The 24,637-nt window shown below is 60.9% G+C and carries 21 protein-coding genes; 14 read left to right on the forward strand and 7 right to left on the reverse strand.

The features are described 5' to 3' along the window. Positions 1-155: 155 nt before the first annotated feature. A complete protein-coding gene (locus CEC48_RS19440; protein ID WP_088425216.1) occupies positions 156-2,417 on the reverse strand; it encodes a bifunctional diguanylate cyclase/phosphodiesterase in 2,262 nt (753 codons plus the stop codon). A gap of 280 nt (positions 2,418-2,697) precedes the next feature. Between CEC48_RS19440 and CEC48_RS19445 the strand changes: the two genes are divergently transcribed. Beyond that, entirely contained in the window at positions 2,698-4,044 is a 1,347-nt protein-coding gene (locus CEC48_RS19445) for an MFS transporter (protein WP_088425217.1), read from the forward strand. Between the two features lie 178 nt (positions 4,045-4,222). Here the strand turns inward: CEC48_RS19445 and rapA are convergent, their stop codons facing one another. Continuing rightward, positions 4,223-7,069, reverse strand: coding sequence for an RNA polymerase-associated protein RapA (gene rapA, locus CEC48_RS19450; protein ID WP_088425218.1), 2,847 nt, complete (start codon positions 7,067-7,069; stop codon positions 4,223-4,225). A 218-nt stretch (positions 7,070-7,287) separates the two neighbouring features. Between rapA and CEC48_RS19455 the strand changes: the two genes are divergently transcribed. Beyond that, entirely contained in the window at positions 7,288-7,629 is a 342-nt protein-coding gene (locus tag CEC48_RS19455; protein ID WP_088425219.1) for an aspartate-semialdehyde dehydrogenase, read from the forward strand. Here the strand turns inward: CEC48_RS19455 and CEC48_RS19460 are convergent. The 3 genes from CEC48_RS19460 to CEC48_RS19470 all read right to left on the reverse strand — a co-directional run bounded on the left by CEC48_RS19460 (position 7,626) and on the right by CEC48_RS19470 (position 10,250). Beyond that, positions 7,626-8,822, reverse strand: a complete 1,197-nt coding sequence (locus CEC48_RS19460; RefSeq protein ID WP_371917772.1) for an aminotransferase class V-fold PLP-dependent enzyme — start codon at positions 8,820-8,822, stop codon at positions 7,626-7,628. The two genes, CEC48_RS19455 and CEC48_RS19460, sit on opposite strands and share 4 nt — an antisense overlap. Beyond that, complete coding sequence (locus CEC48_RS19465; protein WP_088425220.1) at positions 8,819-9,289, reverse strand: RidA family protein; 471 nt, start codon at positions 9,287-9,289, stop codon at positions 8,819-8,821. Before CEC48_RS19465 ends, CEC48_RS19460 begins: the two co-directional genes overlap by 4 nt. An 88-nt stretch (positions 9,290-9,377) precedes the next feature. Next, on the reverse strand, positions 9,378-10,250 hold the full coding sequence (locus CEC48_RS19470) for a LysR substrate-binding domain-containing protein (protein ID WP_088425221.1): 873 nt from the start codon (positions 10,248-10,250) through the stop codon (positions 9,378-9,380). A gap of 133 nt (positions 10,251-10,383) precedes the next feature. Here CEC48_RS19470 and CEC48_RS31610 point away from each other — a divergent pair, with 133 nt between their 5' ends. Beyond that, on the forward strand, positions 10,384-10,545 hold the full coding sequence (locus CEC48_RS31610) for a hypothetical protein (RefSeq protein ID WP_003172386.1): 162 nt from the start codon (positions 10,384-10,386) through the stop codon (positions 10,543-10,545). A gap of 143 nt (positions 10,546-10,688) precedes the next feature. Next, entirely contained in the window at positions 10,689-10,805 is a 117-nt protein-coding gene (ccoM, locus tag CEC48_RS32040; RefSeq protein ID WP_003210916.1) for a cytochrome c oxidase subunit CcoM, read from the forward strand. Positions 10,806-11,618: 813 nt separating this feature from the next. Here the strand turns inward: ccoM and CEC48_RS19480 are convergent. Then, the gene (locus tag CEC48_RS19480; protein ID WP_088425222.1) at positions 11,619-13,094 is read right to left on the reverse strand and encodes an inorganic phosphate transporter; all 1,476 of its coding nucleotides are present in this window, start codon (positions 13,092-13,094) and stop codon (positions 11,619-11,621) included. Between the two features lie 309 nt (positions 13,095-13,403). Further along, positions 13,404-13,604, reverse strand: a complete 201-nt coding sequence (locus tag CEC48_RS19485; RefSeq protein WP_003219834.1) for a hypothetical protein — start codon at positions 13,602-13,604, stop codon at positions 13,404-13,406. Positions 13,605-14,293: 689 nt separating this feature from the next. On the opposite strand from CEC48_RS19485, the gene pcaR reads away from it, so the two are divergent. The 10 genes from pcaR to pcaD all read left to right on the forward strand — a co-directional run bounded on the left by pcaR (position 14,294) and on the right by pcaD (position 24,618). Continuing rightward, a complete protein-coding gene (gene pcaR, locus CEC48_RS19490) occupies positions 14,294-15,136 on the forward strand; it encodes a pca regulon transcriptional regulator PcaR (RefSeq protein WP_003219833.1) in 843 nt (280 codons plus the stop codon). A 145-nt stretch (positions 15,137-15,281) separates the two neighbouring features. Next, the gene (locus CEC48_RS19495; protein WP_088425223.1) at positions 15,282-16,628 is read left to right on the forward strand and encodes an MFS transporter; all 1,347 of its coding nucleotides are present in this window, start codon (positions 15,282-15,284) and stop codon (positions 16,626-16,628) included. A 147-nt stretch (positions 16,629-16,775) separates the two neighbouring features. Then, a complete protein-coding gene (locus tag CEC48_RS19500) occupies positions 16,776-17,633 on the forward strand; it encodes a CoA transferase subunit A (RefSeq protein WP_088425224.1) in 858 nt (285 codons plus the stop codon). Then, entirely contained in the window at positions 17,633-18,412 is a 780-nt protein-coding gene (locus tag CEC48_RS19505) for a CoA-transferase subunit beta (RefSeq protein ID WP_088425225.1), read from the forward strand. Before CEC48_RS19500 ends, CEC48_RS19505 begins: the two co-directional genes overlap by 1 nt. Further along, positions 18,409-19,614, forward strand: a complete 1,206-nt coding sequence (gene pcaF, locus CEC48_RS19510) for a 3-oxoadipyl-CoA thiolase (RefSeq protein WP_176438740.1) — start codon at positions 18,409-18,411, stop codon at positions 19,612-19,614. The genes CEC48_RS19505 and pcaF overlap by 4 nt, the downstream gene beginning before the upstream one ends. Before the next feature lie 23 nt (positions 19,615-19,637). Further along, positions 19,638-20,342, forward strand: a complete 705-nt coding sequence (gene pcaH, locus CEC48_RS19515) for a protocatechuate 3,4-dioxygenase subunit beta (RefSeq protein ID WP_088425227.1) — start codon at positions 19,638-19,640, stop codon at positions 20,340-20,342. A gap of 1 nt (position 20,343) precedes the next feature. Continuing rightward, the gene (gene pcaG / locus CEC48_RS19520) at positions 20,344-20,910 is read left to right on the forward strand and encodes a protocatechuate 3,4-dioxygenase subunit alpha (RefSeq protein WP_088425228.1); all 567 of its coding nucleotides are present in this window, start codon (positions 20,344-20,346) and stop codon (positions 20,908-20,910) included. A gap of 196 nt (positions 20,911-21,106) precedes the next feature. Next, a complete protein-coding gene (locus tag CEC48_RS19525; RefSeq protein ID WP_088425229.1) occupies positions 21,107-22,402 on the forward strand; it encodes an MFS family transporter in 1,296 nt (431 codons plus the stop codon). Positions 22,403-22,451: 49 nt separating this feature from the next. Then, a complete protein-coding gene (locus CEC48_RS19530) occupies positions 22,452-23,816 on the forward strand; it encodes a 3-carboxy-cis,cis-muconate cycloisomerase (RefSeq protein WP_088425230.1) in 1,365 nt (454 codons plus the stop codon). A 10-nt stretch (positions 23,817-23,826) separates the two neighbouring features. Continuing rightward, positions 23,827-24,618 (forward strand): 3-oxoadipate enol-lactonase, encoded by a 792-nt coding sequence (gene pcaD / locus CEC48_RS19535; protein WP_088425231.1) that lies wholly within the window; start codon positions 23,827-23,829, stop codon positions 24,616-24,618. Positions 24,619-24,637 lie beyond the last annotated feature (19 nt).

Genomic DNA, 24,637 nt, shown 5'->3' on the forward strand with positions numbered 1-24,637 from the left:
CGGACTCTGATGAATCGGCCGTTTGTCGGGCTTCTTTAATGAAATGATGGCGATTTGCCAAATATGTGGGAGCGGGCTTGCTCGCGAAAGCAGTGTGTCAGGCAACGAATAGGCTGACTGATCCACCCGTTTCGCGAGCAAGCCCGCTCCCACATTCAGCGAATTGGCCGCACGATCGAGGCAGGGCCTGTACGACCCGAAGGCGGGTCTTTAGGCGCGGGGTCACCGCCGGTGAGGCCCAGCAGGCTGAACATGTTGTGCTGATCCAGGCCATGGATCACCGCGCTGATATCACTCATCGGCACCGCAGCGCTGAGCAGGTAGCCCTGAACGAAATCACAGCCGTGTTTTTGCACCACTTCAAACTGTTGCAGGGTCTCCACGCCTTCGGTCACCACCTGCAAGTGCAGGGTATGGGCCATGCCGATAATGGCCTGCACGATCTCGATGTCGGCGTTGGACTTGGGAATGTCCTGAATAAACGAACGGTCGATTTTCAAGGTGTTCAGCGGCAGGCGCTTGAGGTAGGCGAGGGACGAATAGCCGGTACCGAAGTCGTCGATCGACAGCGACACGCCCAGGGCGCGGATTTGCCGCAGCAGCGACAGCGTGCTGCTGATATTGCCCATCAGGGCGTTCTCGGTCACTTCCAGTTCGAGGCGGTTGGCAGCGATCCCGCCGAAGCGCAGGGCGTTCTCGATTTCATCGGCCAACTCGTCACGGGTCAGGTTCAGGGCCGAGCAATTCACGGCCATGACTAGTTCAGTGTGACCCTGCTCCGACAGCAGGCTCAGGTCGTGACAGGCCTGGCGCAGCACCCAATGATCGAGCTCGGCAATCAGCCCGTTGTTTTCGGCAATGCTGATAAACCGGTCCGGCGTCAGTAATCCATGTTGCGGATGTTGCCAGCGCACTAAGGCTTCGAGTCGGGTGATCTTGCCTTTTTTCAGGTCAAGAATCGGTTGGTAGAACAGCACCAGTTCGTTCTTGCCGCGCAGCGCGGCGCGCAGTTCTTCTTCCAGTTGCAGCTCCAGGAAGGCCCGGGTTTTCAGGTTGGAGCTGAAGAAGTTCAGGCTGTTACGCCCGGCATCCTTGGACTGATACAGCGCCAGGTCGGCGGTTTTCAGCAGTTCTTCGCTGGTTTTGCCGTCTTCGGGGAAGAGGCTGATGCCGATGCTGGTGGTCATCACCATGCGCCGGCCGGCCAGTTCGATCGGGTCTTTCATTTTCTGCATGATGCGCTGGGCCATGTGCCGCGCTTCATCGCGATGATGGATGCTGATCAGGATGCAGAACTCGTCACCGCCAAACCGCGCGACCACGTCGTCATGGCTGCGCACCGAGCTTTTGATATGGCCGGCCAGCACGGTGAGCAGTTCGTCACCGGCGTCATGGCCGAGGCTGTCGTTGATACGCTTGAAGTGGTCGATGTCCAGGAAAATCACCGCCAGCATACCGTCGGTGGCGGTTTTTTCCGCGAGCTTCTCGGCGAAGATCTGGTTGAAACCACGGCGGTTCAGCAGGCTGGTCAAGGCGTCGTAATGCGCCACTTGTTGCAGCGAGGCGCGGGCCTGGTCCAGCTCTGTGAGCAGTGCATTGACCCGGCGCAGGTCGGTTTCCTTGTGTTGCAGTTTTTTGTCCGCCAGTGCGGCGCTGATGCTGCTGCCAATCACCAGCAAGGCGATGACCGCCACCAGCAGGCCCAGTTGCACTGGGTTGTTGTCCACCGCCAACGCCGACGGTACGACGTCCTCGGGCAACAGCAGTTGCATGGCCGCCATGCCGGTGAAGTGCATGCTGATAATGCCGGCGCCGAGCACCAGACTGGCCGCGTACTTGAGCAACTGATGGAACATGCCGGTGCCGTTGCGCAGGTACAGCGACAGCAGCAACGCCGCCAGGCTGGCGCCGATGGCGATCACCACCGAGGTCAGGAACAGCCCGGTCTGAAAATACACGCCCGCCTCGGATTGCATGGCCGACATGCCGACGTAGTGCATCAGCGCAATACCCAGGCCCATCCACACCGACGCCAGCACATATTGGTGCAGCCGCAGCCTTGGATGACTGAGGGTTTGCATGGCGAACAGCGAGGCGATCAGGGCGATCAGCAGCGAGGCGAACGTCATGATCAATTCGTAGTGAATCGCGATCGGCGCCTGGAAGGCCAGCATGCTGATGAAGTGGGTCGCCCAGATTCCGCCAGCCAGGCAGCCGGCGCCTACCCAGCGCCAATGCCGTTGAGCCTTGGGGTTGTCGACGTGGCCAACTCGCTCGGCCGTGTCCAGGGTGCCGAAGCCCGCTGCACACGCCACCACGTAAGCCAGTAGCACCAGAAAGGGGTTATGACTGCAATTGAGTAATAAGTGCCCGCTGTCCGGAAGGTCGGTAAAAAAATGCAAACCAAGCCATTCCATAGCATGTCCCGTCACAGAGTCTTTGTCTGACAATGCTTTGAGTATAGAGAGCCTGAGCAGGTTGCAAGGGCTGATGGCAGATTGCTTCTAATTATTTTGCGATCAGTTTATAAACAACTAGAACTAAATGAATAGGGATGACAGCCAGGGTCGCCCGATGGAGTGACATCAGACTTACGAATCATTACAGACAATCACCACGGGGCTGACTAAATTGCAGGTTCCGGGCTCAGGATGCGTCTGGCATCGCGGCTCACATAACAATAAAAGAGACGGACCCATGCAGAACTCGACCCAAGCGGCGAATGCCTGGCGCATTCTGTTCCTCCTGTTCCTGGCCAACCTGTTCAACTTTTTCGACCGCACCATCCCCGCCATTATCATCGAACCGATCCGTATGGAGTGGCACCTCAGCGACTTCCAGCTGGGCATCATCGGTACCGCGTTCACCCTTGTTTATGCGATTGCCGGCTTGCCCCTCGGGCGCATGGCCGATACCGGCTCGCGCAGCAAACTCATGGGCTGGGGCCTGGCGGTGTGGAGTGGCCTGACAGCGGTGAATGGTCTGGTGGGCAGTTTCTGGACCTTTTTGCTGGTGCGCATGGGCATCGGCATTGGCGAGGCCAGCTATGCGCCGGCGGCCAACTCGCTGATCGGCGACCTGTTTCCCGCCCACCGCCGCGCTCGGGCCATGGGGATCTTTATGCTGGGCCTGCCTTTGGGCCTGTTGCTGGCGTTCTTTACCATCGGTGCGATGGTCAAGGCGTTCGACAGCTGGCGCGCGCCGTTCTTTATTGCGGCGGTACCGGGGCTGATCCTTGCGGTGTTCATGTTCTATATCAAGGAACCCAAGCGCGGCGCGGCAGAAACCGTGCAAGTCTCCCAGGAGAAAGTCGACCGACCGATTCGCCGGGTGCTCGCGGTGCCGACATTCCTTTGGTTGGTGCTGGCGGGCTTGTGCTTCAACTTCGCCACCTACGCCTGCAACTCGTTCCTGGTGCCGATGCTGCAGCGCTATTTTTTGCTGCCGTTGCAGGATGCGGCGGTGGCGACGGGGGTGATTGTCGGCGTGACCGGTTTGTTTGGCCTGACATTGGGCGGCTGGGTGGCAGACAAGATCCATCAGCGGGTAGCCAACGGTCGGCTGCTGTTCGCGGCTTGCAGCTTGATTATCTCCACCGTCACCACCGCCTGGGCGTTGCATGCCGGCCGGATTGAGATTGGTGTGTTTGTGGCGCTGTTCAGCGTCGGCTGGTTGTTTGCCTACAACTTCTATACCTGCGTTTATACGGCGATCCAGGACGTGGTTGAGCCGCGCCTGCGGGCCACGGCGATGGCGTTATTCTTCGCCGGCTTGTATTTGCTGGGCGGTGGCATGGGGCCCATTGTGGTGGGTGGGTTGTCGGATCATTTTGCTCATTCGGCGATGTATGCGGCGGGTGCGGAGCAGATGACCGAGGCTTATAAAGCCATTGGGTTGCACGATGCCATGTACCTGATTCCGGTGGCGCTGTTCCTGACCATGCTGTTTCTGTTCCAGGCGTCCCGCAGTTTTGTGCGCGATGCCAAGCGGATGAAGGATGGGTTGGTGGAGGTGGAGGTGCCGGCCAGGGCGGTGACTGCTTGAATACATAATCCCTGTGGTGAGGGGGCTTGTCCCCCGTTGGGCTGCGTAGCGGCCCCAAAAGAGCGGGAGCGCTGCGCACTCCAACGGGGGACAAGCCCCCTCGCCACAGAGGTTACCGATACCCATAAAAAGGCCCGCATTGCGCGGGCCTTTTTTGTTCAGCAGGGCAGGGCGGTAATCAACCCGCTACCAGCACCCGAATCGCTTCCAGTCGCAGCGCCGCCTTGTCGAGCATGGCCAGGCCTTGCTCGCGCTGTTGGCGCAGGGCAACCAGTTCGCTGTCACGCACGGTCGGGTTGACCGCTTGCAACGCGGTCAGGCGCGCCAGTTCTTCGTCGGTGTCCGCCGCCAGGCGACGTTGAGCCTCGGCCACACGCTCGGCGTGGCGCGGGGCGATCTTCTCTTCACCGGCGTTGATCCGTGGTGTGAGCTGGTCGCGCTGGGCTTGCACGAACTTGTTGGCGCTGGCCCGTGGCACGCTTTCCAGCTGGTCGTTCAAGGTCAGGAACGAGACGCGGCCCGACAAATCATTGCCGTTGGCATCCAGCAGGCAACGCAGCGCGGCCGGTGGCAGGTAGCGGCCCAATTGCAGCGAGCGCGGGGCAACCACTTCGCTGACGTAGAGCAGTTCCAGCAACACGGTGCCGGGCTTCAGCGCCTTGTTCTTGATCAGCGCCACGGCGGTGTTGCCCATGGAACCGGACAGCACCAGGTCCATGCCGCCTTGCACCATCGGGTGTTCCCAGGTGATGAACTGCATGTCTTCGCGCGACAGCGCCTGGTTGCGATCGTAGGTGATGGTCACGCCTTCGTCGTCGCCCAGGGGGAAGCTGGCGTCGAGCATTTTTTCGCTGGGTTTGAGGATCAGCGCGTTTTCCGAATGGTCTTCGCTGTCGATGCCGAAGGCGTCGAACAGGGTTTCCATGTAGATCGGCAGGGTGAACTGATCGTCTTGCTCAAGGATGTCTTCCACCAGCGCATCACCTTCGCCAGCGCCGCCGGAGTTGAGCTCCAGCAGACGGTCGCGGCCGGTGTGCAGCTCGGCTTCGAGGCGCTCGCGCTCGGCACGGGCTTCGTCGATCAGCGCTTGCCACTCGCCGTCGTCGGCGTTTTCGAGCAGCGGCAGCAGGCGCGGGCCGAACTGGTGCTGCAAGGCGTTGCCGGTGGGGCAGGTGTTGAGGAACGCGTTCAGCGCTTCGTGGTACCACTGGAACAGTCGCTCTTGGGGACAGGTTTGCAGGTACGGCACGTGCAGTTCGATCACATGTTTCTGGCCGATCCGGTCCAGACGGCCGATCCGTTGTTCCAGCAGGTCCGGGTGGGACGGCAGGTCGAACAGCACCAGGTGGTGGGAGAACTGGAAGTTGCGGCCTTCACTGCCGATTTCCGAGCAGATCAGCACTTGGGCGCCGAACTCTTCATCCGCAAAGTAGGCAGCAGCGCGGTCGCGCTCGAGGATGTTCATGCCCTCGTGGAACACCGTGGCCGGGATGCCGGAGCGCACGCGCAGGGCGTCTTCCAGGTCCATCGCGGTTTCGGCGTGGGCGCAGATCACCAATACCTTGGTGCGCTTGAGCATTTTCAGCTGGTCGATCAGCCACTCAACGCGCGGGTCGAAACGCCACCAGCGTTGTTCTTCATCGACGTCCGGCTGCGACTGGAAGCTGACTTCCGGGTACAGCTCGGCGTGTTCGCCCAGGGGCAGTTCGAGGTATTCGTCCGGGCACGGCAGCGGGTAGGCGTGCAGCTTGCGCTCCGGGAAGCCTTGCACGGCGGCGCGGGTGTTGCGGAACAGCACACGGCCGGTGCCGTGGCGGTCCAGCAGTTCGCGCACCAGGCGGGCGCTGGCTTCGGCGTCGCCATCGTTGACGGCGGTCAGCAGGGCTTCGCCTTCGTTGCCGAGGAAACCCTGGATAGTTTTGTGGGCGGCGGGAGACAGGCGGCCCTTGTCCAGCAGCTCCTGAACGGCTTCGGCCACCGGACGATAGTTTTCGCTCTCGGCGCGGAAGGCGTGCAGGTCGTGGAAGCGGTTAGGGTCCAGCAGGCGCAGGCGCGCGAAGTGGCTGTCCTGGCCCAGTTGCTCAGGGGTTGCGGTGAGCAGCAGTACACCGGGAATCACTTCGGCCAGTTGCTCGACCAGCGTGTACTCGGGGCTGGCTTTCTCTTCATGCCAGACCAGGTGGTGAGCTTCGTCGACCACCAGCAAATCCCAGCCGGCGGCAAACAGCGCGTCCTGGGCTTTCTCGTCGTCCACCAGCCACTCCAGGGCCACCAGCGCAAGCTGGGTGTCTTCGAACGGGTTGGCGGCATCGCTTTCGATAAAGCGTTCTTCGTCGAACAGCGCAACTTGCAGGTTGAAGCGGCGGCGCATTTCCACCAGCCATTGGTGCTGGAGGTTTTCCGGCACCAGGATCAGCACGCGATTGGCGCGCCCCGACAACAGTTGGCGATGGATCACAAGGCCAGCTTCGATGGTCTTGCCCAGGCCCACTTCGTCGGCCAGCAGAACTCGCGGCGCGATGCGGTCTGCGACTTCACGGGCGATGTGCAGTTGATGCGCGATCGGTTGCGCACGCACGCCACCCAGGCCCCAAAGCGCAGACTGCAATTGGCGACTGGTGTGTTCCAGGGTGTGGTAGCGCAGCGAGAACCAGGCCAGCGGGTCGATCTGGCCGGCGAACAGACGGTCGCTGGCCAGGCGGAACTGGATGAAGTTCGACAGTTGGGTTTCTGGCAGGGTGACCTGCTCGTTCTGCCCATTGAGGCCGTGGTAGACCAGCAGGCCGTCGACGTCGTCGACCTCTTGCACGGTCATCTTCCAGCCTTCGAAATGGGTGATGGTGTCACCCGGCGAAAACCTCACGCGAGTGAGGGGCGCATTCCGTAGCGCATACTGGCGGGTGTCGCCAGTGGCCGGATAGAGCACGGTCAACAAGCGGCCGTCCTGTGCCAGAACGGTGCCTAACCCCAGCTCTGCTTCGCTGTCACTAATCCAGCGTTGCCCCGGTTGATACTGCTGCGCCATGCTGCCTGACTCCCGCCGTGAAAAAGCCGACTATCTTAACGGAACAAGGGCCCCAGCCAAAGGACTCTGACAAAAACTACCAAGCTTTACGGGTGGTTCGGGCTGCAATCGACCGATGGCAAGGCACTTGCGACTGACGACTGAGTCACACGTTGGCAAACGAAGGCTCAAGTGGGCGCCGCGCCAGCCGACAGCCTGCTGACAGGAGACTGATAATTATGATTCCACCCATGCTGCCCTTGAGTGTTGTGCCGGTCACGTCGCAACTCGATCCGGTGCGCCAGAAACCGGATATTCCGCCCGTTGTTCCGGTTCAGGCAGGCTCCAACGAAAGCACCATCGACTTGAAAAAGGGCGATTCGGAGCAGGCGACCCTGTTGCTGCGCGAAGAACAGCAGCGCCAGCAGGAACAGCAAAAGCGCCGCCGCGAAGCCGATGAAGACCCGCAGGAGCACCTGGCCGTTCCCGGTGACGAACTCAACGCCGACAACACCGTGCCGGTGGTGCCATTGATTGAGGATGCGCCACGGCAAGGCTTGTGGGTGGACGTCGAGGTTTAGTCCCGCAGTTCGCGCAGGGCGGCTATCAGTTGCTCGATGTCTTGCGCCGTATTGAGGTAGCTCACGGAGATTCGCGCCACGCTTTCCAGCTCGCGAGCCTGCATGTCCAGCGGGGTGTACGGCACGCCGTTGGCACCGATGTTGATCCGCTTGAGCCCCAGGCGCCGCTTGAGCTCAAAGGCGTCCCAGCCGGCCAGGTTGAAGGCGATCAGGCCGGACTGGCTTCCAGCAGTTCCCAAATCATGCAAGGTAATCCCGTCGATCCCGCGCAGTGCTTCGCGCAGGGTCTGGCTTAGAAGCTGGACCGTCTGACGGATCCGCTCAACCCCCAATCGATTGATCTCCAGCAGCGCATTGCCCAGGCCTGCCAACAATGCGAATGACACTTCGCTGGTTTCAAAGCGCCGCGCGTCGTTGCGCAAATCAAAGCCCGCAGGGCTCCAGGGCGCAGAAAACACATCACGCTGGGCCGGATTCAAACGGTCGAGAAAATCCGGCTGCACATAGAGCAAGGCGGTCCCGCGCGGGCCTCGCAGATGCTTGCGCCCGGCGCCCTTGAGCACATCGCACCCCAGCGCTTGCACATCCACCGGCACCTGGCCGATGGCTTGGCCTGCGTCGATGAAATAGGCGATGCCGTGACGCCTGGCCAACTGGCCGATGGCCTCGGCGGGGTTGATCAAACCGCTGTTGGCGGGGAGCCAGGTCAGGTCGATCAACCGCACCCGGGCGTCCAGCATGGCTTCCAGGCCAGCGACGGACACCGCGCCGGTTTCATCGCAAGGGATCACCTCCACACGCGCGCCGGCTTGCACTGCTGTCTGCATGCTCGCCAGGTTGCCGCCCCATTCGTGGCGGCCCACCAGAATGCGATCGCCCGGTTGCCACGGGCCCAACGCCTGGAACGCCATGCTCCAGGCGGTCGAGCCACTGCTGGCAAAGGCAATCGAGGACACTGGCGCGTTGAGCAATTGCGCGGCGGCGCGACGGGCCTTCTCCGCCAACAGCGCACCGTGCTTGCCGGCCTCCATCGGGCCGTCGCGGGCTTCGCGTTGCAACTGGTCAATGATCGCGTCGAGCGTCCCCTGGCTGGGCAGGGATGCACCGGCGTGGTTGAAGTGGACGATGCCGGACTGGCAGCCCGGCGTTTCGTCCCGCAGTTCCCGCACTTGCGTCAGGGACAGCACGGTCACGGCTGCAGCTCGAAAATCGCATCGATTTCCACTGCCACGCCGCCCGGCAAACTGGAGACACCCACGGCAGTGCGGGCATGGCGGCCTTTGTCGCCGAGGGCGTTGACCAGCAGGTTCGAGGCACCATTGGCGACTGCGCCCTGACGCTGGAAATCACCGCTGCTGGCGATAAAAACGCCCAACCGAATGATGCGCACCAGCCGTGACAAGTCATCGCCCAGGGCATCGCTCAATTGCGCCAGCAGGCCCAGTGCCGCGAGTTCGGCGGCCTTGGCGCCTTCGTCTTCACTGATGGATTCGCCGAGCCGGCCGATGTAAGCCGGTTTGCCGTCCAGCAGCGGGATTTGGCCGGAGATGAACAGTTGGTTATGGCTGATCACGTAATTGACGTAGTTGGCGATTGGCTGGCTGGGTGTCGGCAGGCTCAGGCCCAGGGCTTGTACGCGTTGGGAGATGGAGTGGCTCATGGTGAATCCTCTTGGGAAGAGTCTTCAGCATGGGCGGGGTGGTTTTGGCCGACAAACGGATAGATCTAACCCAACGTATCGAAATAACTCATGCGTCTGCGCACGCTTCCCGTAGCCATTCACTGAAACACGCGGCCGCCTCGCTGGTATCGCCTTGCGGGGCGATCAGCCAATAGCCGATCTCGCTTTGGTAGGGCGGCCAGTCGAAGGCCTGTACCAAGGTACCTTCCTTTAGCCTGCGTTCGATCAAGCGGTGACGACCCATGGCGATGCCCTGGCCGGCGACAGCGGCCTCGACCACGATGTTGTAGTCGTGCAGCAGGGCCTTGGGGTAGTGCTCCACATCCACCTGATAATGCCGGGACCAGTCGGTCCACTCGAAGGGGCGGTGCGAGGTTGCCATCAACAGCGGGCCGTTTTCCAGCTGGCTGGCCTTGAACGTTGGGCTGCACACCGGTGAAAGGGTTTCGTTCATCAGGCGTGTTGCCTGCACGTCAGCCCAGTCGCCCTTGCCGTATCGAATCGCCAGGTCCACCTCGGCGGCGGCGACATCTGCCAGTTGAATCGCTGGCACCAACTCCACCTGGATGTGCGGATAGCGGCCGAGAAACCCGGCCAGGCGCGGTGCCAGCCACAAGGTGGCGAACGAGGCGAGCAAGCCGATTCGCAGCACGCTGGTGGTGGGCGGCGTTTGTTGTTGGCGGGTAGCGGCGGCGATGGCGTCGAGGGCGGGGCGGATTTGATCGTAGTAGTGTTGGCCGTCTTCGGTCAGATCGATGGCACGGGTGCGTCGGATAAAGAGAGGCTTACCCAAATGTTGTTCGAGCTTTTGCACTTGATGGCTGAGGGCACTCTGAGTTACCGACAACTCGGCGGCGGCCTTGATAAAGCTCAAATGCCGGGCCACGGCCTCAAAGGCGCGCAGGGCCAGAAGTGGGGGAAGGTCCTTGTGCAGTGCCACGTCGAACGCTCTGTGTGAGGGGTGGGATGGGGGGATTTTGCGGGCAAATACGCGGGATGACATCGATTTTGTTTACGCGGGATTGGCGCAGGACGCATTATTGGGGCATCCAAGCCATTACGTAAGCCAAGCCATGAGTGACGATGACAAGCTGATAGACCTGAATGCCGAGCGGGCCAAACGTGTGCATGACCTGAATGACAAGCGACTGAATGAAGTGCGCCAGGCGTTTGAGCAGGCAATGCCGTTGGGCAAGGCCAAGAAAAAGCCGAAAAATAAACCGAAAAAGCGTTGATATAGCCTGCATCGATTGATGCAGGTCAGTTATTTCCCTTCTTTACGCTCCTTCGCGGGCGACATTGATCCTCGTCAATTTCTTGTTTCGTCTTCTTGGTTAACTTAGCCCTATCGCAACAGGGCAAGTGCAGGAGGCCGGTCATGTTTTTCGATAATGTGGTGTTTGCCGGAGTGCTGACGGTTGGCCTCATGGTGATGTTCTTTGTTGGGTTTGGAATTTTTATCTGGAAAGACGCTAATAAGCGTAAGAGGCCTTAGGTCTTTCCGGGGTACATGAGCACGCAAGGCATTTTGGGCGACTTCGGTCGCCTTTTTTTTGTTTTGGGTTTAGTGGCGGGATGTGGGGGTATATCCATTATTTAGGTAACGGCCACTTATGGTTTCGTTCTTACAGCGAGTCACTTTTTTACAAACGCCTAAAAAAGTAACCAAAAAACGCTTTGCCCCACCACTCGGTGCCTCGCTTAGGCTCGGCATGCCGGAACGAAGGCACCGCGAAGCGGGTCGCCGCTCCACCGTGCCTACTTGCGGCCATCGTGGTTGACGGGCCCCGTAGATCAAGATCAAAAGCAGAGCTGCTTTTATGTGGGAGCGGGCTTGCTCGCGAAAAACCTGAGGGCGCCGCGTTCATTCAGGACGCCAGCGTCATCGTTAACGACCTTCGCGAGCAAGCCCGCTCCCACATTTGGACCGTGCCCGCGTTCGCTTTTGATTTTGCTTCACCACACTCAAGCCGGCCGGTAGGCCGCTGTGTTCTTGATCTGCTGTTGATCTTGATCTTAGGCGCCCCGTTAAACCACGCTGGCCGAACGAAGGTAGTACTGCGCGGCGGCCCGCGTAGTAATACCGGGGAGAGGGCACACCGAGCCTAAGCGAGGTGCCGAGTGGTGGGGCAAGAGCGTTTTGCTTACTTTTGACTGGGCCGGCATTTCGGCTGTTCAAAAGTGAGCCGCTGTAAGAGCGGAACCAATATCAGCCCCAACCCAAATAACGGATATACACACAATCATCCAGCCATAAAAAAAGGCGCAACCCTCACAGGTCGCACCTTCTTCACAATCATCAGAGCTGTCAGCTACCCAAAGCCTTGGAAGCCAACCAGAACAACCCAGCCGAAAGGCCCACAGTCGCCGGCAGCGTCAACACCCAAGCCATCAAAATGGTCTTAACGGTGCCACCTTGCAGCCCACTCTTGTTCGCCACCATGGTCCCGGCCACACCCGAAGACAACACATGGGTTGTAGAAACCGGCAGGCTAAAGATGTTAGCCAAACCAATCATGCTGGCCGTGGTGATCTGCGCCGACATGCCCTGGGCATACGTCATCCCTTGCTTGCCGATCTTCTCACCAATGGTCAACACCACACGCTTCCAGCCCACCATAGTGCCCAGGCCCAAGGCCAGTGCTACCGCCAGGATTACCCAGAACGGCGCATATTCGGTGGTAGCCGTCAGATCCTTGCGCAACTTATCCAGGTCCGACTTCTCACGCGCTTCCAGGCCAGGCAACTTGCCCACCTTCTTCGCCGTGTCATCCAGGCATAACAGATAACGACGCACTTCAATCCGGTGCTCAGCGGTCAACGAATGGTAGTCAGACACACCCTTCAACGTATCCAGCAGGGCGTTGATAGTCGGTTCAGTCTGCTGCGGATTGCACTGGAACTTGCCCGGCAAATCGTCTTTCACACTCTTGCCCAAGGCAAGGAACTCACCCAGCGTCTCGTGATTACGCTGGTAGAACTGATTCAAGTGCAGCGTGGCGTCGCGGGTGCGCTCGATCTGGTAAGTGGTGCTGCCCAGGTCCAATACAAACTGCGCCGGCACAATACCAATCAACACCAGCATGATCAGGCCAATACCCTTCTGACCATCGTTGGAACCGTGCACAAAGCTCACGGCCATCGCCGAAATTACCAGTACCAGGCGGTTCCAGAACGGCGGGTGCTTCTTGTCGTCGACTTTGCGGCGCTGGTCCGGCGTCTTGTGCATCTTCGACAGCGGGCGCCACCATTTCAGGCCCAGCAGCACCAAGGCTGCCACCACGAAACCGGCCATCGGCGAGAACACCAGCGAGGCGCCGATATCGATCGCTTTCTGCCAGTTGACGCCGTCAGCCAGGGGGATGTCGTTGATCAGGGCGTTGGCCAGGCCCACACCGAGGATCGAACCGATCAGGGTGTGGGAGCTGGACGCCGGGATCCCGAAATACCAGGTGCCGAGGTTCCAGGTGATCGCCGCTGCCAATAATGAGAAGACCATGGCCAGACCGTGGCCGGTGTTCACATTGATCAGCAGCTCCACCGGCAGCAAGTGCACGATGGCATACGCAACACCGACCCCACCGAGCAACACGCCGAGGAAGTTGAACACCCCGGAGAAGAACACGGCCAGATGCGGAGGCATGGCTTTGGTATAGATGACTGTGGCAACCGCGTTAGCGGTGTCATGAAAGCCATTGATGAACTCGAAGGCGAGGACAAAGGCCAGGGCGAGCAACAGGCTCACTAGAACCCAAGCATCCAGTCCGCTGAATAAATCGATCATGAAGGTTTTCTGACCCGGTCGTAAGGGGGCGCGATTATGCCAGAAAACATCGGTAATCAATGCACTAGCTGCTCATCGGTAACATTCTTCAACGAAAAAAAATGGGGGGTATGGGCGCATCCCGGCGTTTTCGGGGCTTTGGCAAGTGTTTGATTTATAAAGGATGTAGTGAAAATTTGCGGATTAAACCGCCGAAAGGGAATATCTGAAACAATTGTATGAAATTTCGGTAAGACGCCATGAAGGGGCTTCCCTCCGCCAGCGCGGTACTGGCAGAGAGATGGCACTTGGAAGCTCAACCCGAATCGCTTATGGCTCTTCGGCTTTGAGGTCCTGTTCAATCTTTTGGATTTCCTGGGCAAAAGCCTGGTCGAGCAGACTGGCTCGTTTGCGCCATGGCTTGCGTTCAGGTTCTGGCTGGGCGGCGTAGGTGGTGACTTCCCCGCCGTAAACATCCTTGTAACGTTGTTCCTGGCGCTCAAGTTCCGCGCGCAGTTCGTCTTTCGTCACATTGTTACCTAATTGAGTTGAGTTTGATTCCGGTGAAGCGCGATGCCGGGAAGTCGACCCGGTATACCGACAATCCTAAAGATCAGCGTGTGTAGGTATACAGGAAAAACCACTTCTTTATTGCACGCGGCCACGATACCGGAGAAGAACAGCTGTCGTAGCAACAGTTTCTTGTTCACAGCCACAAGCAGTTGGCAGGCATTTGAAATGAGTGTCAGGTACTTGCGGCGCAGCATGCACTTGCACAAAGCCGGTGCATGGCTGGGTGAGGTTCGTCCTCGGGGGCTAGACGAGGCACGCCTCTACACAGGATGCATTATAGCGATGCATTTGAATAACACTATCGCCATCAAGTTAAAAATCGTCAACTTTGTGTGAGGGTTTTGTTACGCGGGCATGTGAGGTACTTGCTGAACTATTGGCGTCATAAATGATGCGGTGTTCTACAGGCGGTAAATAAATCTTAAGTTCTTTCGTACATCAGTCGATTCTGAAAGTCGATTGAGATACCGGTCAAGCGGGTGGCAGTTTGGATCCAACACCGGCCGGCGGTGAAAAATTGCGATAATCGAATGATCGTCCGATAATCGCCCAATGTTGACTGTCCTGCCTTGTGTATCAATTGCACGGCGGCTTGTAATATCGGTCACCCCTCCCGCAGCGGTTAAAAATAAGAGAAAGGACCCCAAATGAACGATCAATTGCGCAACTCCTTCGCATCAGTGGCGCCGCCGATCGTTGCTTCGCCGGCCAAGCGCATCCAGGCGTTTACCGGTGATCCGGACTTCATGACTTCCCTGGCCCGTGGCCTGGCCGTGGTGCAGGCGTTCCAGGAGCGCAAGCGCCACCTGACCATCGCCCAGATCAGCCACCGCACGGAAATCCCTCGCGCCGCCGTGCGCCGTTGCCTGCACACCCTGATCAAACTCGGCTACGCCACCACCGACGGCCGCACCTATTCGCTGCTGCCCAAGGTGCTGACCCTCGGCCACGCGTACTTGTCCTCCACGCCCCTGGCCGTTTCGGCCCAGCCGTACCTGGACCGCATGAGCGAGCAACTCCACGAAGCCTGCAACATGGCGACCCTGGAAGGTGATGACATCCTCTACATCGCCCGCTCCGCCACCACCCAGCGCCTGATTTCCGTCGACCTGTCGGTGGGCGGCCGTCTGCCGGCCTATTGCACCTCTATGGGCCGTATCCTGCTGGCGGCACTCGATGACGCCTCGCTGCAGGACTACCTCGACCACGCCGACCTGCAAACCAAGACCAGCCGCACCCTCACCACCCCGCAAGCCTTGCTCGAATGCCTGCAGGAAGTGCGGCAGCAGGGCTGGTGCATCGTCGACCAGGAACTCGAGCAGGGCCTGCGCTCCATCGCCGTGCCGGTGTACGACGCTTCTGGCCAGGTGTTGGCCGCGCTGAACGTCAGCACCCATGCCGGGCGGGTCAGCCGCAGCGAGCTGGAGCAGCGTTTCCTGCCGAGCATGCTCAGCGCCAGCCAGGAGCTGAGTGCCCAGCTGTTTGCGTAAGCTGTTCGGTGACCGCACAGATCCCGGCTGGATGAATTGACGGTGTTTCCCCAGGCTTATTAATGTGCGGCAGCGCTCTGCGTCGCCCCAATAATAATGACGACTCAACGTCGTTCGCCCGCCCATCGGTGTGGAAATAAAAATAATGAATCAGCCTTCACCTGCTGTCGGTACCTGCCTGGACGTTCAGTCCTTCATCAACGCCCAGCCGCTGTCGCGGTATCAGTGGCGGGTGGTGATCCTGTGTTTTCTCATCGTTTTCCTCGACGGCCTCGACACCGCCGCCATGGGCTTTATCGCCCCGGCGCTGTCCCAGGACTGGGGCATTGACCGCGCCAGCCTCGGCCCGGTGATGAGTGCCGCGTTGATCGGCATGGTCTTTGGCGCCCTGGGCTCCGGCCCGCTGGCCGACCGCTTCGGGCGCAAAGTAGTGCTGGTGGGGGCGGTGCTGGTGTTTGGTGCCTTCAGCCTGGCTTCGGCCTACAGCAGCAACGTTGATCAACTGCTGATCCTGCGCTTCCTGACCGGACTGGGCCTGGGCGCCGGCATGCCAAACGCCACGACGCTGCTCTCCGAATACACCCCGGAACGCCATAAGTCGTTGCTGGTGACCAGTATGTTCTGCGGCTTCAACCTGGGCATGGCCGGTGGCGGGTTTATTTCGGCCAAGTTGATCCCGGCCTTCGGCTGGCACAGCTTGCTGATGATCGGCGGCATCTTGCCGTTGATCCTCGCGGTGGTGTTGCTGTTCTGGCTGCCGGAGTCGGCGCGTTACCTGGTGGTGCGCAACCGCGGTACCGACAAGGTGCGCAAGACCCTCGCGCCGATCGAACCAAGCATCGTCGCCCAGGCCTCAAGCTTCAGCGTGCCCGAGCAAAAAACCGTCAAGGCACGCAACGTGTTCGCGGTGATCTTCTCCGGCACCTACAGCGCCGGCACCTTGCTGTTGTGGCTGACCTATTTCATGGGCCTGGTGATTGTTTACCTGCTGACCAGTTGGCTGCCGACCCTGATGCGCGACAGCGGCGCCAGCATGGAACAGGCCGCGTTTATCGGCGCGTTGTTCCAGTTTGGCGGCGTACTGAGCGCGGTCGGCGTGGGTTGGGCGATGGACCGGTTCAATCCCCACAAGGTCATCGGCATCTTCTACCTGCTGGCCGGGGTGTTTGCCTACGCAGTGGGGCAGAGCCTGGGCAATATCACGCTGCTGGCAACCCTGGTGCTGATCGCTGGCATGTGCGTCAACGGTGCGCAGTCGGCGATGCCGTCTTTGGCCGCACGTTTCTACCCGACTCAAGGCCGCGCCACCGGCGTGTCGTGGATGCTCGGCATCGGTCGTTTTGGCGCGATCCTCGGCGCATGGATGGGCGCGACCTTGCTGGGCCTGGGCTGGAACTTCGAACAAGTGCTGACGGCGCTGGTGATTCCGGCAGCATTGGCCGCCACGGCGGTGGTGATCAAGGGCCTGGTCAGCCATGCGGATGCGACGTAAACCGACCGATAGCAAGATAACAATATGTTCGATAATCGAACGCTCAGTCGATTATCGGATTGTTTGGCCTCAACCCTCGGCTTAATCTTCAAACACTTCGGCGCTGCCTCCAGCGCCTTTTTCGATCCATACCGGGAGCCCAACCCCATGGCTGAAATCCTTTCCCTGGCCGAGGCCGTGAAGCAGTTCGTGAATGACGGCGACACCGTTGCACTCGAAGGCTTTACTCACCTGATCCCTACGGCGGCAGGTCATGAAATCATTCGTCAGGGCAAGAAAGACCTGACGCTGGTGCGCATGACGCCCGACCTGATCTACGACCAGTTGATCGGCGCCGGCTGTGCACGCAAGCTGATTTTCTCCTGGGGCGGCAACCCGGGTGTGGGTTCCCTGCATCGCCTGCGGGATGCGGTTGAAAAACAATGGCCGCAACCGCTGGAGATCGAAGAACACAGCCACGCCGACCTGGCCAATGCCTACGTCGCCGGTGCATCCGGCCTGCCATTCGCGGTGCTGCGCGCCTACGCCGGCTCCGACCTGCCCAAGGTCAACCCGCTGATCAAGACCGTGACCTGTCCCTTCACTGGCGAAGTGCTGGCGGCCGTGCCGTCGGTGCGCCCGGACATCACCGTGATCCACGCACAAAAGGCTGACCGCAAGGGCAACGTGCTGCTGTGGGGCATTCTCGGTGTGCAAAAGGAGGCGGCCCTGGCGGCCAAGCGCTGCATCGTCACTGTCGAAGAAATCGTCGACGACCTCAACGCCCCGATGAACGCCTGCGTACTGCCGACCTGGGCCCTGACCGCGGTGTGCCACGTGCCAGGCGGCGCGCATCCGTCCTACGCCCTCGGTTATACCGAGCGTGACAACCGCTTCTACCAGGCCTGGGACCCGATCGCCCGAGACCGTGAGACGTTTACCGCGTGGATCAACGAATACATCCACGGTACCGCCAATTTCAGTGAATTCCAGGCCAAGCTGGCCACCGCGCAGGAGGCCAAGTAATGGCTTACTCGACCAACGAAATGATGACTGTCGCCGCCGCGCGCCGCCTGAAGAATGGTTCGGTGTGCTTCGTCGGCATCGGCCTGCCCTCCAAGGCCGCCAACCTGGCGCGCCTGACGTCGTCGCCCGACGTGGTGCTGATCTACGAGTCCGGCCCGATTGGCGCCAAGCCGTCGGTGCTGCCGCTGTCCATCGGTGACGGCGAGCTGGCGGAAACCGCTGACACCGTAGTACCGACCGGTGAGATTTTTCGCTACTGGCTGCAGGGCGGGCGCATTGACGTCGGCTTCCTCGGTGCGGCCCAGGTCGACCGTTTCGGCAACATCAACACCACCGTGGTCGGTGATTATCACCACCCCAAAGTGCGCCTGCCGGGTGCCGGTGGCGCGCCGGAGATCGCCGGTTCCGCCAAGAGCGTGCTGATCATCCTCAAGCAGTCGGCCCGCTCGTTTGTCGACAAGCTGGATTTCATCACCTCGGTTGGCCACGGCGAAGGCGGCGACTCGCGTAAACGCCTGGGGCTGCCAGGCGCCGGTCCCGTAGGGATTATTACCGACCTGTGCATCATGGAACCGGAGGAGGGCAGCCACGAGTTTGTCGTCACCGCGCTGCACCCCGGCGTGACCCGTGAGCAAGTGGTGGCCGCCACCGGTTGGGCGATTCGTTTTGCCGACCAACTGACCACCAGTGCCGAACCGACCGAAATCGAACTTACCGCCCTGCGCGACCTTGAAGCGCGCACCGCTGCCGCCCACGGCCAAGCCCCCGGAGAAGCCTGATGCGCGACGTATTTATCTGTGACGCCATTCGTACCCCCATCGGCCGTTTTGGCGGTGGCTTGTCCACCGTACGTGCCGATGACCTGGCGGCACTGCCGATCAAGGCCTTGATGGAGCGCAACCCGTCGGTGGACTGGAACGCGGTCGACGAAGTGTTCCTCGGCTGCGCCAACCAGGCCGGCGAAGACAACCGTAACGTGGCGCGTATGGCGGCGCTGCTGGCCGGCCTGCCGGAAAGCATTCCCGGCGTCACCCTGAACCGCCTGTGCGCGTCGGGCATGGACGCGATCGGCACGGCCTTCCGCGCCATCGCCAGCGGCGAAATGGAGCTGGCGATTGCCGGTGGCGTCGAGTCGATGTCCCGCGCACCGTTCGTAATGGGCAAGGCGGATGCGGCGTTCTCGCGCAACATGAAGCTGGAAGACACCACCATCGGCTGGCGTTTTATCAACCCGTTGATGAAGGCCCAATACGGCGTCGACCCGATGCCGCAAACCGCCGACAACGTGGCCGATGACTATAAAGTTTCCCGCGCCGATCAGGACGCCTTCGCCCTGCGCAGCCAGCAACGTACCGCTGCCGCACAAGCCGCCGGCTTCTTCGCCGAAGAAATCGTGCCGGTGCGTGTCGCCCATAAAAAAGGCGAAACCGTGGTCGAGCACGATGAACACCCGCGCGCCGATACCACCCTGGAAGCCCTGACCAAACTCAAGCCGGTCAACGGCCCAGACAAAACCGTCACTGCGGGCAACGCGTCCGGCGTCAACGACGGTGCTGCCGCGCTGATCCTGGCCTCTGCTGAAGCCGTCAAAAAACACGGCCTGACCGCCCGCGCTCGCGTGCTGGGCATGGCCAGTGCCGGTGTGGCGCCGCGCGTGATGGGCATCGGCCCGGTGCCGGCGGTGCGCAAACTGGTGGAGCGCCTGGGCCTGGCGGTCACCGACTTTGATGTGATCGAACTCAACGAAGCCTTCGCCAGCCAAGGCCTGGCCGTGCTGCGCGAACTGGGCATTGCCGACGACGCACCGCAGGTCAACCCGAACGGCGGCGCCATTGCCCTCGGCCATCCGCTGGGCATGAGCGGTGCGCGCCTGGTACTGACCGCTTTGCATCAGCTGGAAAAAACCGGCGGCAGCAAAGGCCTGGCGACCATGTGCGTTGGCGTTGGCCAAGGCCTGGCGTTGGCCATTGAGCGCGTTTGAAAAACAATAACGAGGATTGCTCCATGAGTGACAAGCCCGGATACCGGCGCCCGAAAGCGGGTACTCAGCCTGATTACCTGCACCCGGCCTACCAGTCGACGAACCTGCGTTCGCCGTCCAAGCCGTTGGTGTTCCTGCCCCATTCCCTGTCGGAAATCACCGGCCCGACCATCGGCGCCGAGCGGATCAACGAGAAGGATAACGACCTGACCGCCCAGCACGAAGGCGAGCCTCAGGGCGAACGCATCATCATTCACGGGCGTGTACTGGATGAAAACGGCTTGCCCGTTCCCGGCATCCTCGTGGAAATCTGGCAGGCCAACGCCGCCGGCCGCTACAACCACCAGCGCGACCAGCACGATGCACCACTGGACCCGAACTTCACCGGCACCGGGCGCACCGTCACCGATGCCGAGGGCTGGTACCAGTTCCAGACCATCAAACCCGGCGCCTACCCGTGGGGCAATCACCACAACGCCTGGCGCCCGGCGCATATCCACTTCTCGCTGTTCGGCCCGAGCGTGCTGACGCGGTTGGTGACGCAGATGTACTTCCCTGGCGACCCGCTGCTGGCTTACGACCCGATCTACAACTGCGTCCCGGACACCTCCGCCAAGGAACGCCTGATCGCCAGTTTCGACCTGGAAAAAACCATTCCGCAGTATGCCCTCGGCTACCGCTGGGACATCGTCCTGCGCGGCCGCGACGCCACGCCGATGGAGAAATGAGATGAGCCTCAACGCGACTACTTCCCACACCGTCGGGCCGTATTACCACATCGGCCTGACCTGGCTGAACCGCGAAGACCTGACCGTTGCCGCCACCCTCGGTGAGCGCGTGGCGATCACCGGGCAGGTGGTGGATGGCAACGGTGATGTGGTCAACGACGCCATGCTGGAAGTCTGGCAGGCCAATGCGGCCGGCAAGTACGACCATCCTGAGGATGAGCAGGATAAGGCGGTTGATCCGAACTTCGAAGGCTTTGGCCGGGTGCCGGTGGATGCCGAAGGGCGTTTTCGCTTTACCACCATCAAGCCGGGCAGTGTGCCGGGGTTGAAGGGCACGACCCAGGCGCCGCACTTGGTGGTGTTGGTGTTTGCCCGTGGTTTGGTGAAGCACCTGCTGACGCGGATTTATTTTGACGGTGAGACGGCGAATAGCGATGACGCGCTGCTGGCGTGTGTGCCGCAGGAGCGGCGGCGCACGTTGATCGCCAAGGCAGATGCGGCGGGTGTGTATCAGTGGAATGTGATTTTGCAGGGCACAGACGAAGAAACGGTGTTCTTCGATTACTGAGTTGGCTGGGGATCTATCGCAGGCAAGCCAGCTCCCACATTTGACCGCGTTTGCCCAGGCAACTCGGTCACCTGTAGGAGCCGGGCTTGCCCGCGATGAGGCCAGCCCAGGCAATAAATATCCGAAAGTCTGCTTGCGGAACACGGTTGTTGCAAAGTATGTCTAGGCTATAACCGTTCCCACTGAGTGAAAAAACATGACAACAAAAACGAGTCACTACACCGGAGAAGAACGCAGCAAAAGGATCTTTGCGATTGTCGGTGCCTCCTCCGGCAACCTCGTCGAATGGTTCGACTTCTACGTCTATGCCTTCTGCGCCATCTATTTTGCTCCAGCGTTTTTCCCCTCCGACGACCCCACCGTCCAACTCCTGAATACCGCTGGCGTGTTCGCTGCCGGCTTCCTGATGCGCCCTATTGGCGGCTGGCTGTTCGGCCGGGTGGCGGATAAACACGGTCGCAAGAATTCCATGATGATCTCGGTGCTGATGATGTGCGCCGGCTCCCTGGTCATCGCTTTTTTGCCTACCTACAAAGACATCGGCGCCTGGGCCCCGGCCTTGCTGCTGGTCGCCCGGTTGTTCCAGGGCCTGTCGGTAGGCGGCGAATACGGCACCACCGCCACCTACATGAGTGAAGTCGCGCTCAAGGGCCAGCGCGGGTTTTTCGCCTCGTTCCAGTACGTGACCCTGATCGGCGGGCAACTGCTGGCGGTGTTGGTGGTGGTGATCCTGCAACAGATCCTCACCGAAGACGAACTGCGGGCCTGGGGCTGGCGCATTCCGTTTGTGATCGGCGCCATCGCGGCGGTGATCTCGCTGTTGCTGCGTCGCACCTTGAAAGAAACCACCAGCAAGGAAATGCGTGAAGACAAGGACGCCGGCAGCATTGCCGCGCTGTTCCGCGATCACAAGGCGGCGTTTATCACCGTGCTCGGCTACACCGCCGGCGGCTCGCTGATTTTCTACACGTTTACCACCTACATGCAGAAGTACCTGGTGAACACTGCCGGGATGCACGCCAAGACCGCCAGCTACATCATGACCGGTGCGCTGTTCTTCTACATGTGCATGCAGCCGGTGTTCGGCATGCTGGCAGACAAGATTGGCCGCCGTAATTCGATGCTGTGGTTCGGCGCGCTGGGCACGCTGTTCACCGTGCCGATCCTGCTGACCCTGAAAACCGTCAGCAGCCCGTTCCTGGCCTTTGTGCTGATCACCCTGGCCCTGGCCATCGTGAGCTTCTACACCTCCATCAGCGGCCTGGTGAAAGCCGAAATGTTCCCGCCACAGGTGCGTGCATTGGGCGTGGGCCTGGCGTATGCGGTGGCGAACGCGATCTTCGGTGGTTCAGCGGAATACGTGGCCCTGGGCCTGAAAACCATGGGCATGGAAAACACCTTCTACTGGTACGTCACGGCGATGATGGCGGTGGCGTTCCTGTTCAGCTTGCGCCTGCCCAAAGAGGCGGCGTATTTGCACCACGATCTGTAACCGGCCGGCGCATGCCCTTTGCCGGGTATGCGCCACCTAGGGATGTTTTATGACCATGCGCACGAGCAACCAACTGTTCGACGCCTATTTCACCGCCAACAGCATGGCCGAAGTGTTCTGCGATCAAGGGCGCTTGCAGGGCATGCTGGATTTCGAAGCCGCGCTGGCCCGGGCCGAGGCTCAGGTCGGGTTGATCCCGCCAGCAGCCGTCGCGCCGATTGCCCAGGCTTGCCTGGCTTCTCTCTACGACGTTGATGCCCTCGGCGAGGCAATAGCCACCGCAGGCAACTCCGCGATTCCGCTGGTCAAGGCCCTCGGCAAGTTGATCGCCAGCGAAGATGCCGGCGCCGAGCGTTATGTGCATCTGGGCGCTACCAGCCAGGATGTGATGGACACCGGCCTGGTGTTGCAACTGCGCAGCGCTGTCGAGTTGATCGAACATGACTTGGCGAGGCTGGGCGAGATCCTCGCCGCGCAGGCTCAACGATATGCAACAACACCCTTGGCGGGTCGGACCTGGTTGCAGCATGCAACGCCGGTCACGCTGGGCATGAAGATCGCCGGCTGGCTCGGCGCAGTCACCCGCAGCCGGCAACGCCTCAGTGAACTCAAGCCGCGCTTGTTGGTGCTGCAGTTTGGTGGTGCTTGCGGAACCCTGGCAGCCCTCGGCGAACAGGCGATGCCGGTGGCGCAAGCGCTGGCCGCCGAGTTGCAATTGAACCTGCCGGAACAACCCTGGCACACCCAGCGCGACCGCCTGGTGGAGTTTGCCTCGGTGCTCGGCTTGATCGCCGGCAGCCTCGGTAAACTGGGCCGCGACATCAGCCTGCTGATGCAGACCGAAGCGGCGGAAGTGTTCGAACCCTCCGCACCCGGCAAAGGCGGCTCCTCGACCATGCCCCACAAGCGCAACCCGGTGGGCGCCGCGGTGCTGATCAGCGCCGCGACCCGCGTGCCGGGCCTGGTGGCGACGATGTTCAGCGCCATGCCCCAAGAGCACGAACGCAGCCTGGGCCTGTGGCACGCCGAATGGGAAACCTTGCCTGAGATTTGCCGGCTGGTGTCGGGTGCGTTGCATCAGGCGCTGCTGGTGAGTGAAGGCCTGGAAGTCGACCCCGGGCGCATGGCCAAAAATCTGGAACTGACCCAAGGCCTGGTACTGGCCGAAGCGGTCAGCATCGTGCTTGCCCAGCGCCTGGGCCGCGAAGCCGCGCACCATCTGCTGGAACAATGCTGCAAGCGCGCCGTCGCCGATGGTCGCCACCTGCGGGCAGTGCTGGGCGATGAACCGCAAGTGACTGCCGAACTCTCGGCCGCCGAACTAGACCGCCTGCTGGACCCGGCGCACTACCTGGGCCAGGCCCACACCTGGGTCACCCGGGCCGTGGCCGAACATTTTGCTTTGACTGCCTGAGGAGGCTGCTGTGGGATTTGTACAACTCGCTGATGGCGAACTGAACTACCAACTCGATGGCCCCGAAGACGCTCCGGTGCTGGTGCTGTCCAACTCCCTGGGCACCGACCTGCACATGTGGGACATCCAGATCGAGGCGTTCACGAAGTATTTCCGGGTGCTGCGTTTCGACACCCGTGGCCACGGCAAGTCCCTGGTGACCGAAGGCCCCTACAGCATCGAACAGTTGGGCCAGGACGTGCTGGCGTTGCTGGATGCATTGCATATCGACCGCGCGCATTTTTGTGGGTTGTCCATGGGTGGCTTGATCGGCCAGTGGCTGGGCATCCATGCGGGTGAGCGCTTGCGCCGGCTGGTGGTATGCAACACCGCCGCGAGAATCGGCACGCCTGAGGTGTGGAACCCGCGAATCGAAATGGTCCTGCGCGACGGCGCGGCAGCGATGGTTGCCCTGCGTGATGCCTCGATTGCCCGCTGGTTTACCGCCGATTTTGCCGAGGCTCATCCTGATCAAACCAAGCTGATCACCGACATGTTGGCGGCGACCAATCCCGAAGGTTATGCGGCCAATTGCGCGGCGGTACGTGATGCGGATTTCCGTGAGCAATTGGCGTCGATCAAGGTGCCGACCCTGGTGATCGCGGGCAGCGAAGATGCAGTCACACCACCGTCTGGTGGGCACTTTATCCAGGAACACGTGAAGGGCGCCGAGTACGCCGAGTTCTACGCCGCGCACCTGTCCAACGTGCAAGCCGGGGCCGCGTTCAGCGACCGCGTGCTGGAATTTCTGTTAGCCCGCTGAGTATCGCTAACCCCTGTGG

Origin of the sequence: Pseudomonas sp. K2I15, from assembly GCF_002204795.1 — a bacterium.
In the GTDB taxonomy this organism is placed as follows: domain Bacteria; phylum Pseudomonadota; class Gammaproteobacteria; order Pseudomonadales; family Pseudomonadaceae; genus Aquipseudomonas.

Coding starts and splice junctions, on each gene's coding strand:
- CEC48_RS19440 (WP_088425216.1), bottom strand. CDS start 2,417: ATGGAATGGCTTGGTTTGCATTTTTTTACCGACCTTCCGGACAGCGGG.
- CEC48_RS19445 (WP_088425217.1), top strand. CDS start 2,698: ATGCAGAACTCGACCCAAGCGGCGAATGCCTGGCGCATTCTGTTCCTC.
- rapA (WP_088425218.1), bottom strand. CDS start 7,069: ATGGCGCAGCAGTATCAACCGGGGCAACGCTGGATTAGTGACAGCGAA.
- CEC48_RS19455 (WP_088425219.1), top strand. CDS start 7,288: ATGATTCCACCCATGCTGCCCTTGAGTGTTGTGCCGGTCACGTCGCAA.
- CEC48_RS19465 (WP_088425220.1), bottom strand. CDS start 9,289: ATGAGCCACTCCATCTCCCAACGCGTACAAGCCCTGGGCCTGAGCCTG.
- CEC48_RS31610 (WP_003172386.1), top strand. CDS start 10,384: ATGAGTGACGATGACAAGCTGATAGACCTGAATGCCGAGCGGGCCAAA.
- ccoM (WP_003210916.1), top strand. CDS start 10,689: ATGTTTTTCGATAATGTGGTGTTTGCCGGAGTGCTGACGGTTGGCCTC.
- CEC48_RS19480 (WP_088425222.1), bottom strand. CDS start 13,094: ATGATCGATTTATTCAGCGGACTGGATGCTTGGGTTCTAGTGAGCCTG.
- pcaR (WP_003219833.1), top strand. CDS start 14,294: ATGAACGATCAATTGCGCAACTCCTTCGCATCAGTGGCGCCGCCGATC.
- CEC48_RS19495 (WP_088425223.1), top strand. CDS start 15,282: ATGAATCAGCCTTCACCTGCTGTCGGTACCTGCCTGGACGTTCAGTCC.
- CEC48_RS19500 (WP_088425224.1), top strand. CDS start 16,776: ATGGCTGAAATCCTTTCCCTGGCCGAGGCCGTGAAGCAGTTCGTGAAT.
- CEC48_RS19505 (WP_088425225.1), top strand. CDS start 17,633: ATGGCTTACTCGACCAACGAAATGATGACTGTCGCCGCCGCGCGCCGC.
- pcaH (WP_088425227.1), top strand. CDS start 19,638: ATGAGTGACAAGCCCGGATACCGGCGCCCGAAAGCGGGTACTCAGCCT.
- pcaG (WP_088425228.1), top strand. CDS start 20,344: ATGAGCCTCAACGCGACTACTTCCCACACCGTCGGGCCGTATTACCAC.
- CEC48_RS19525 (WP_088425229.1), top strand. CDS start 21,107: ATGACAACAAAAACGAGTCACTACACCGGAGAAGAACGCAGCAAAAGG.
- CEC48_RS19530 (WP_088425230.1), top strand. CDS start 22,452: ATGACCATGCGCACGAGCAACCAACTGTTCGACGCCTATTTCACCGCC.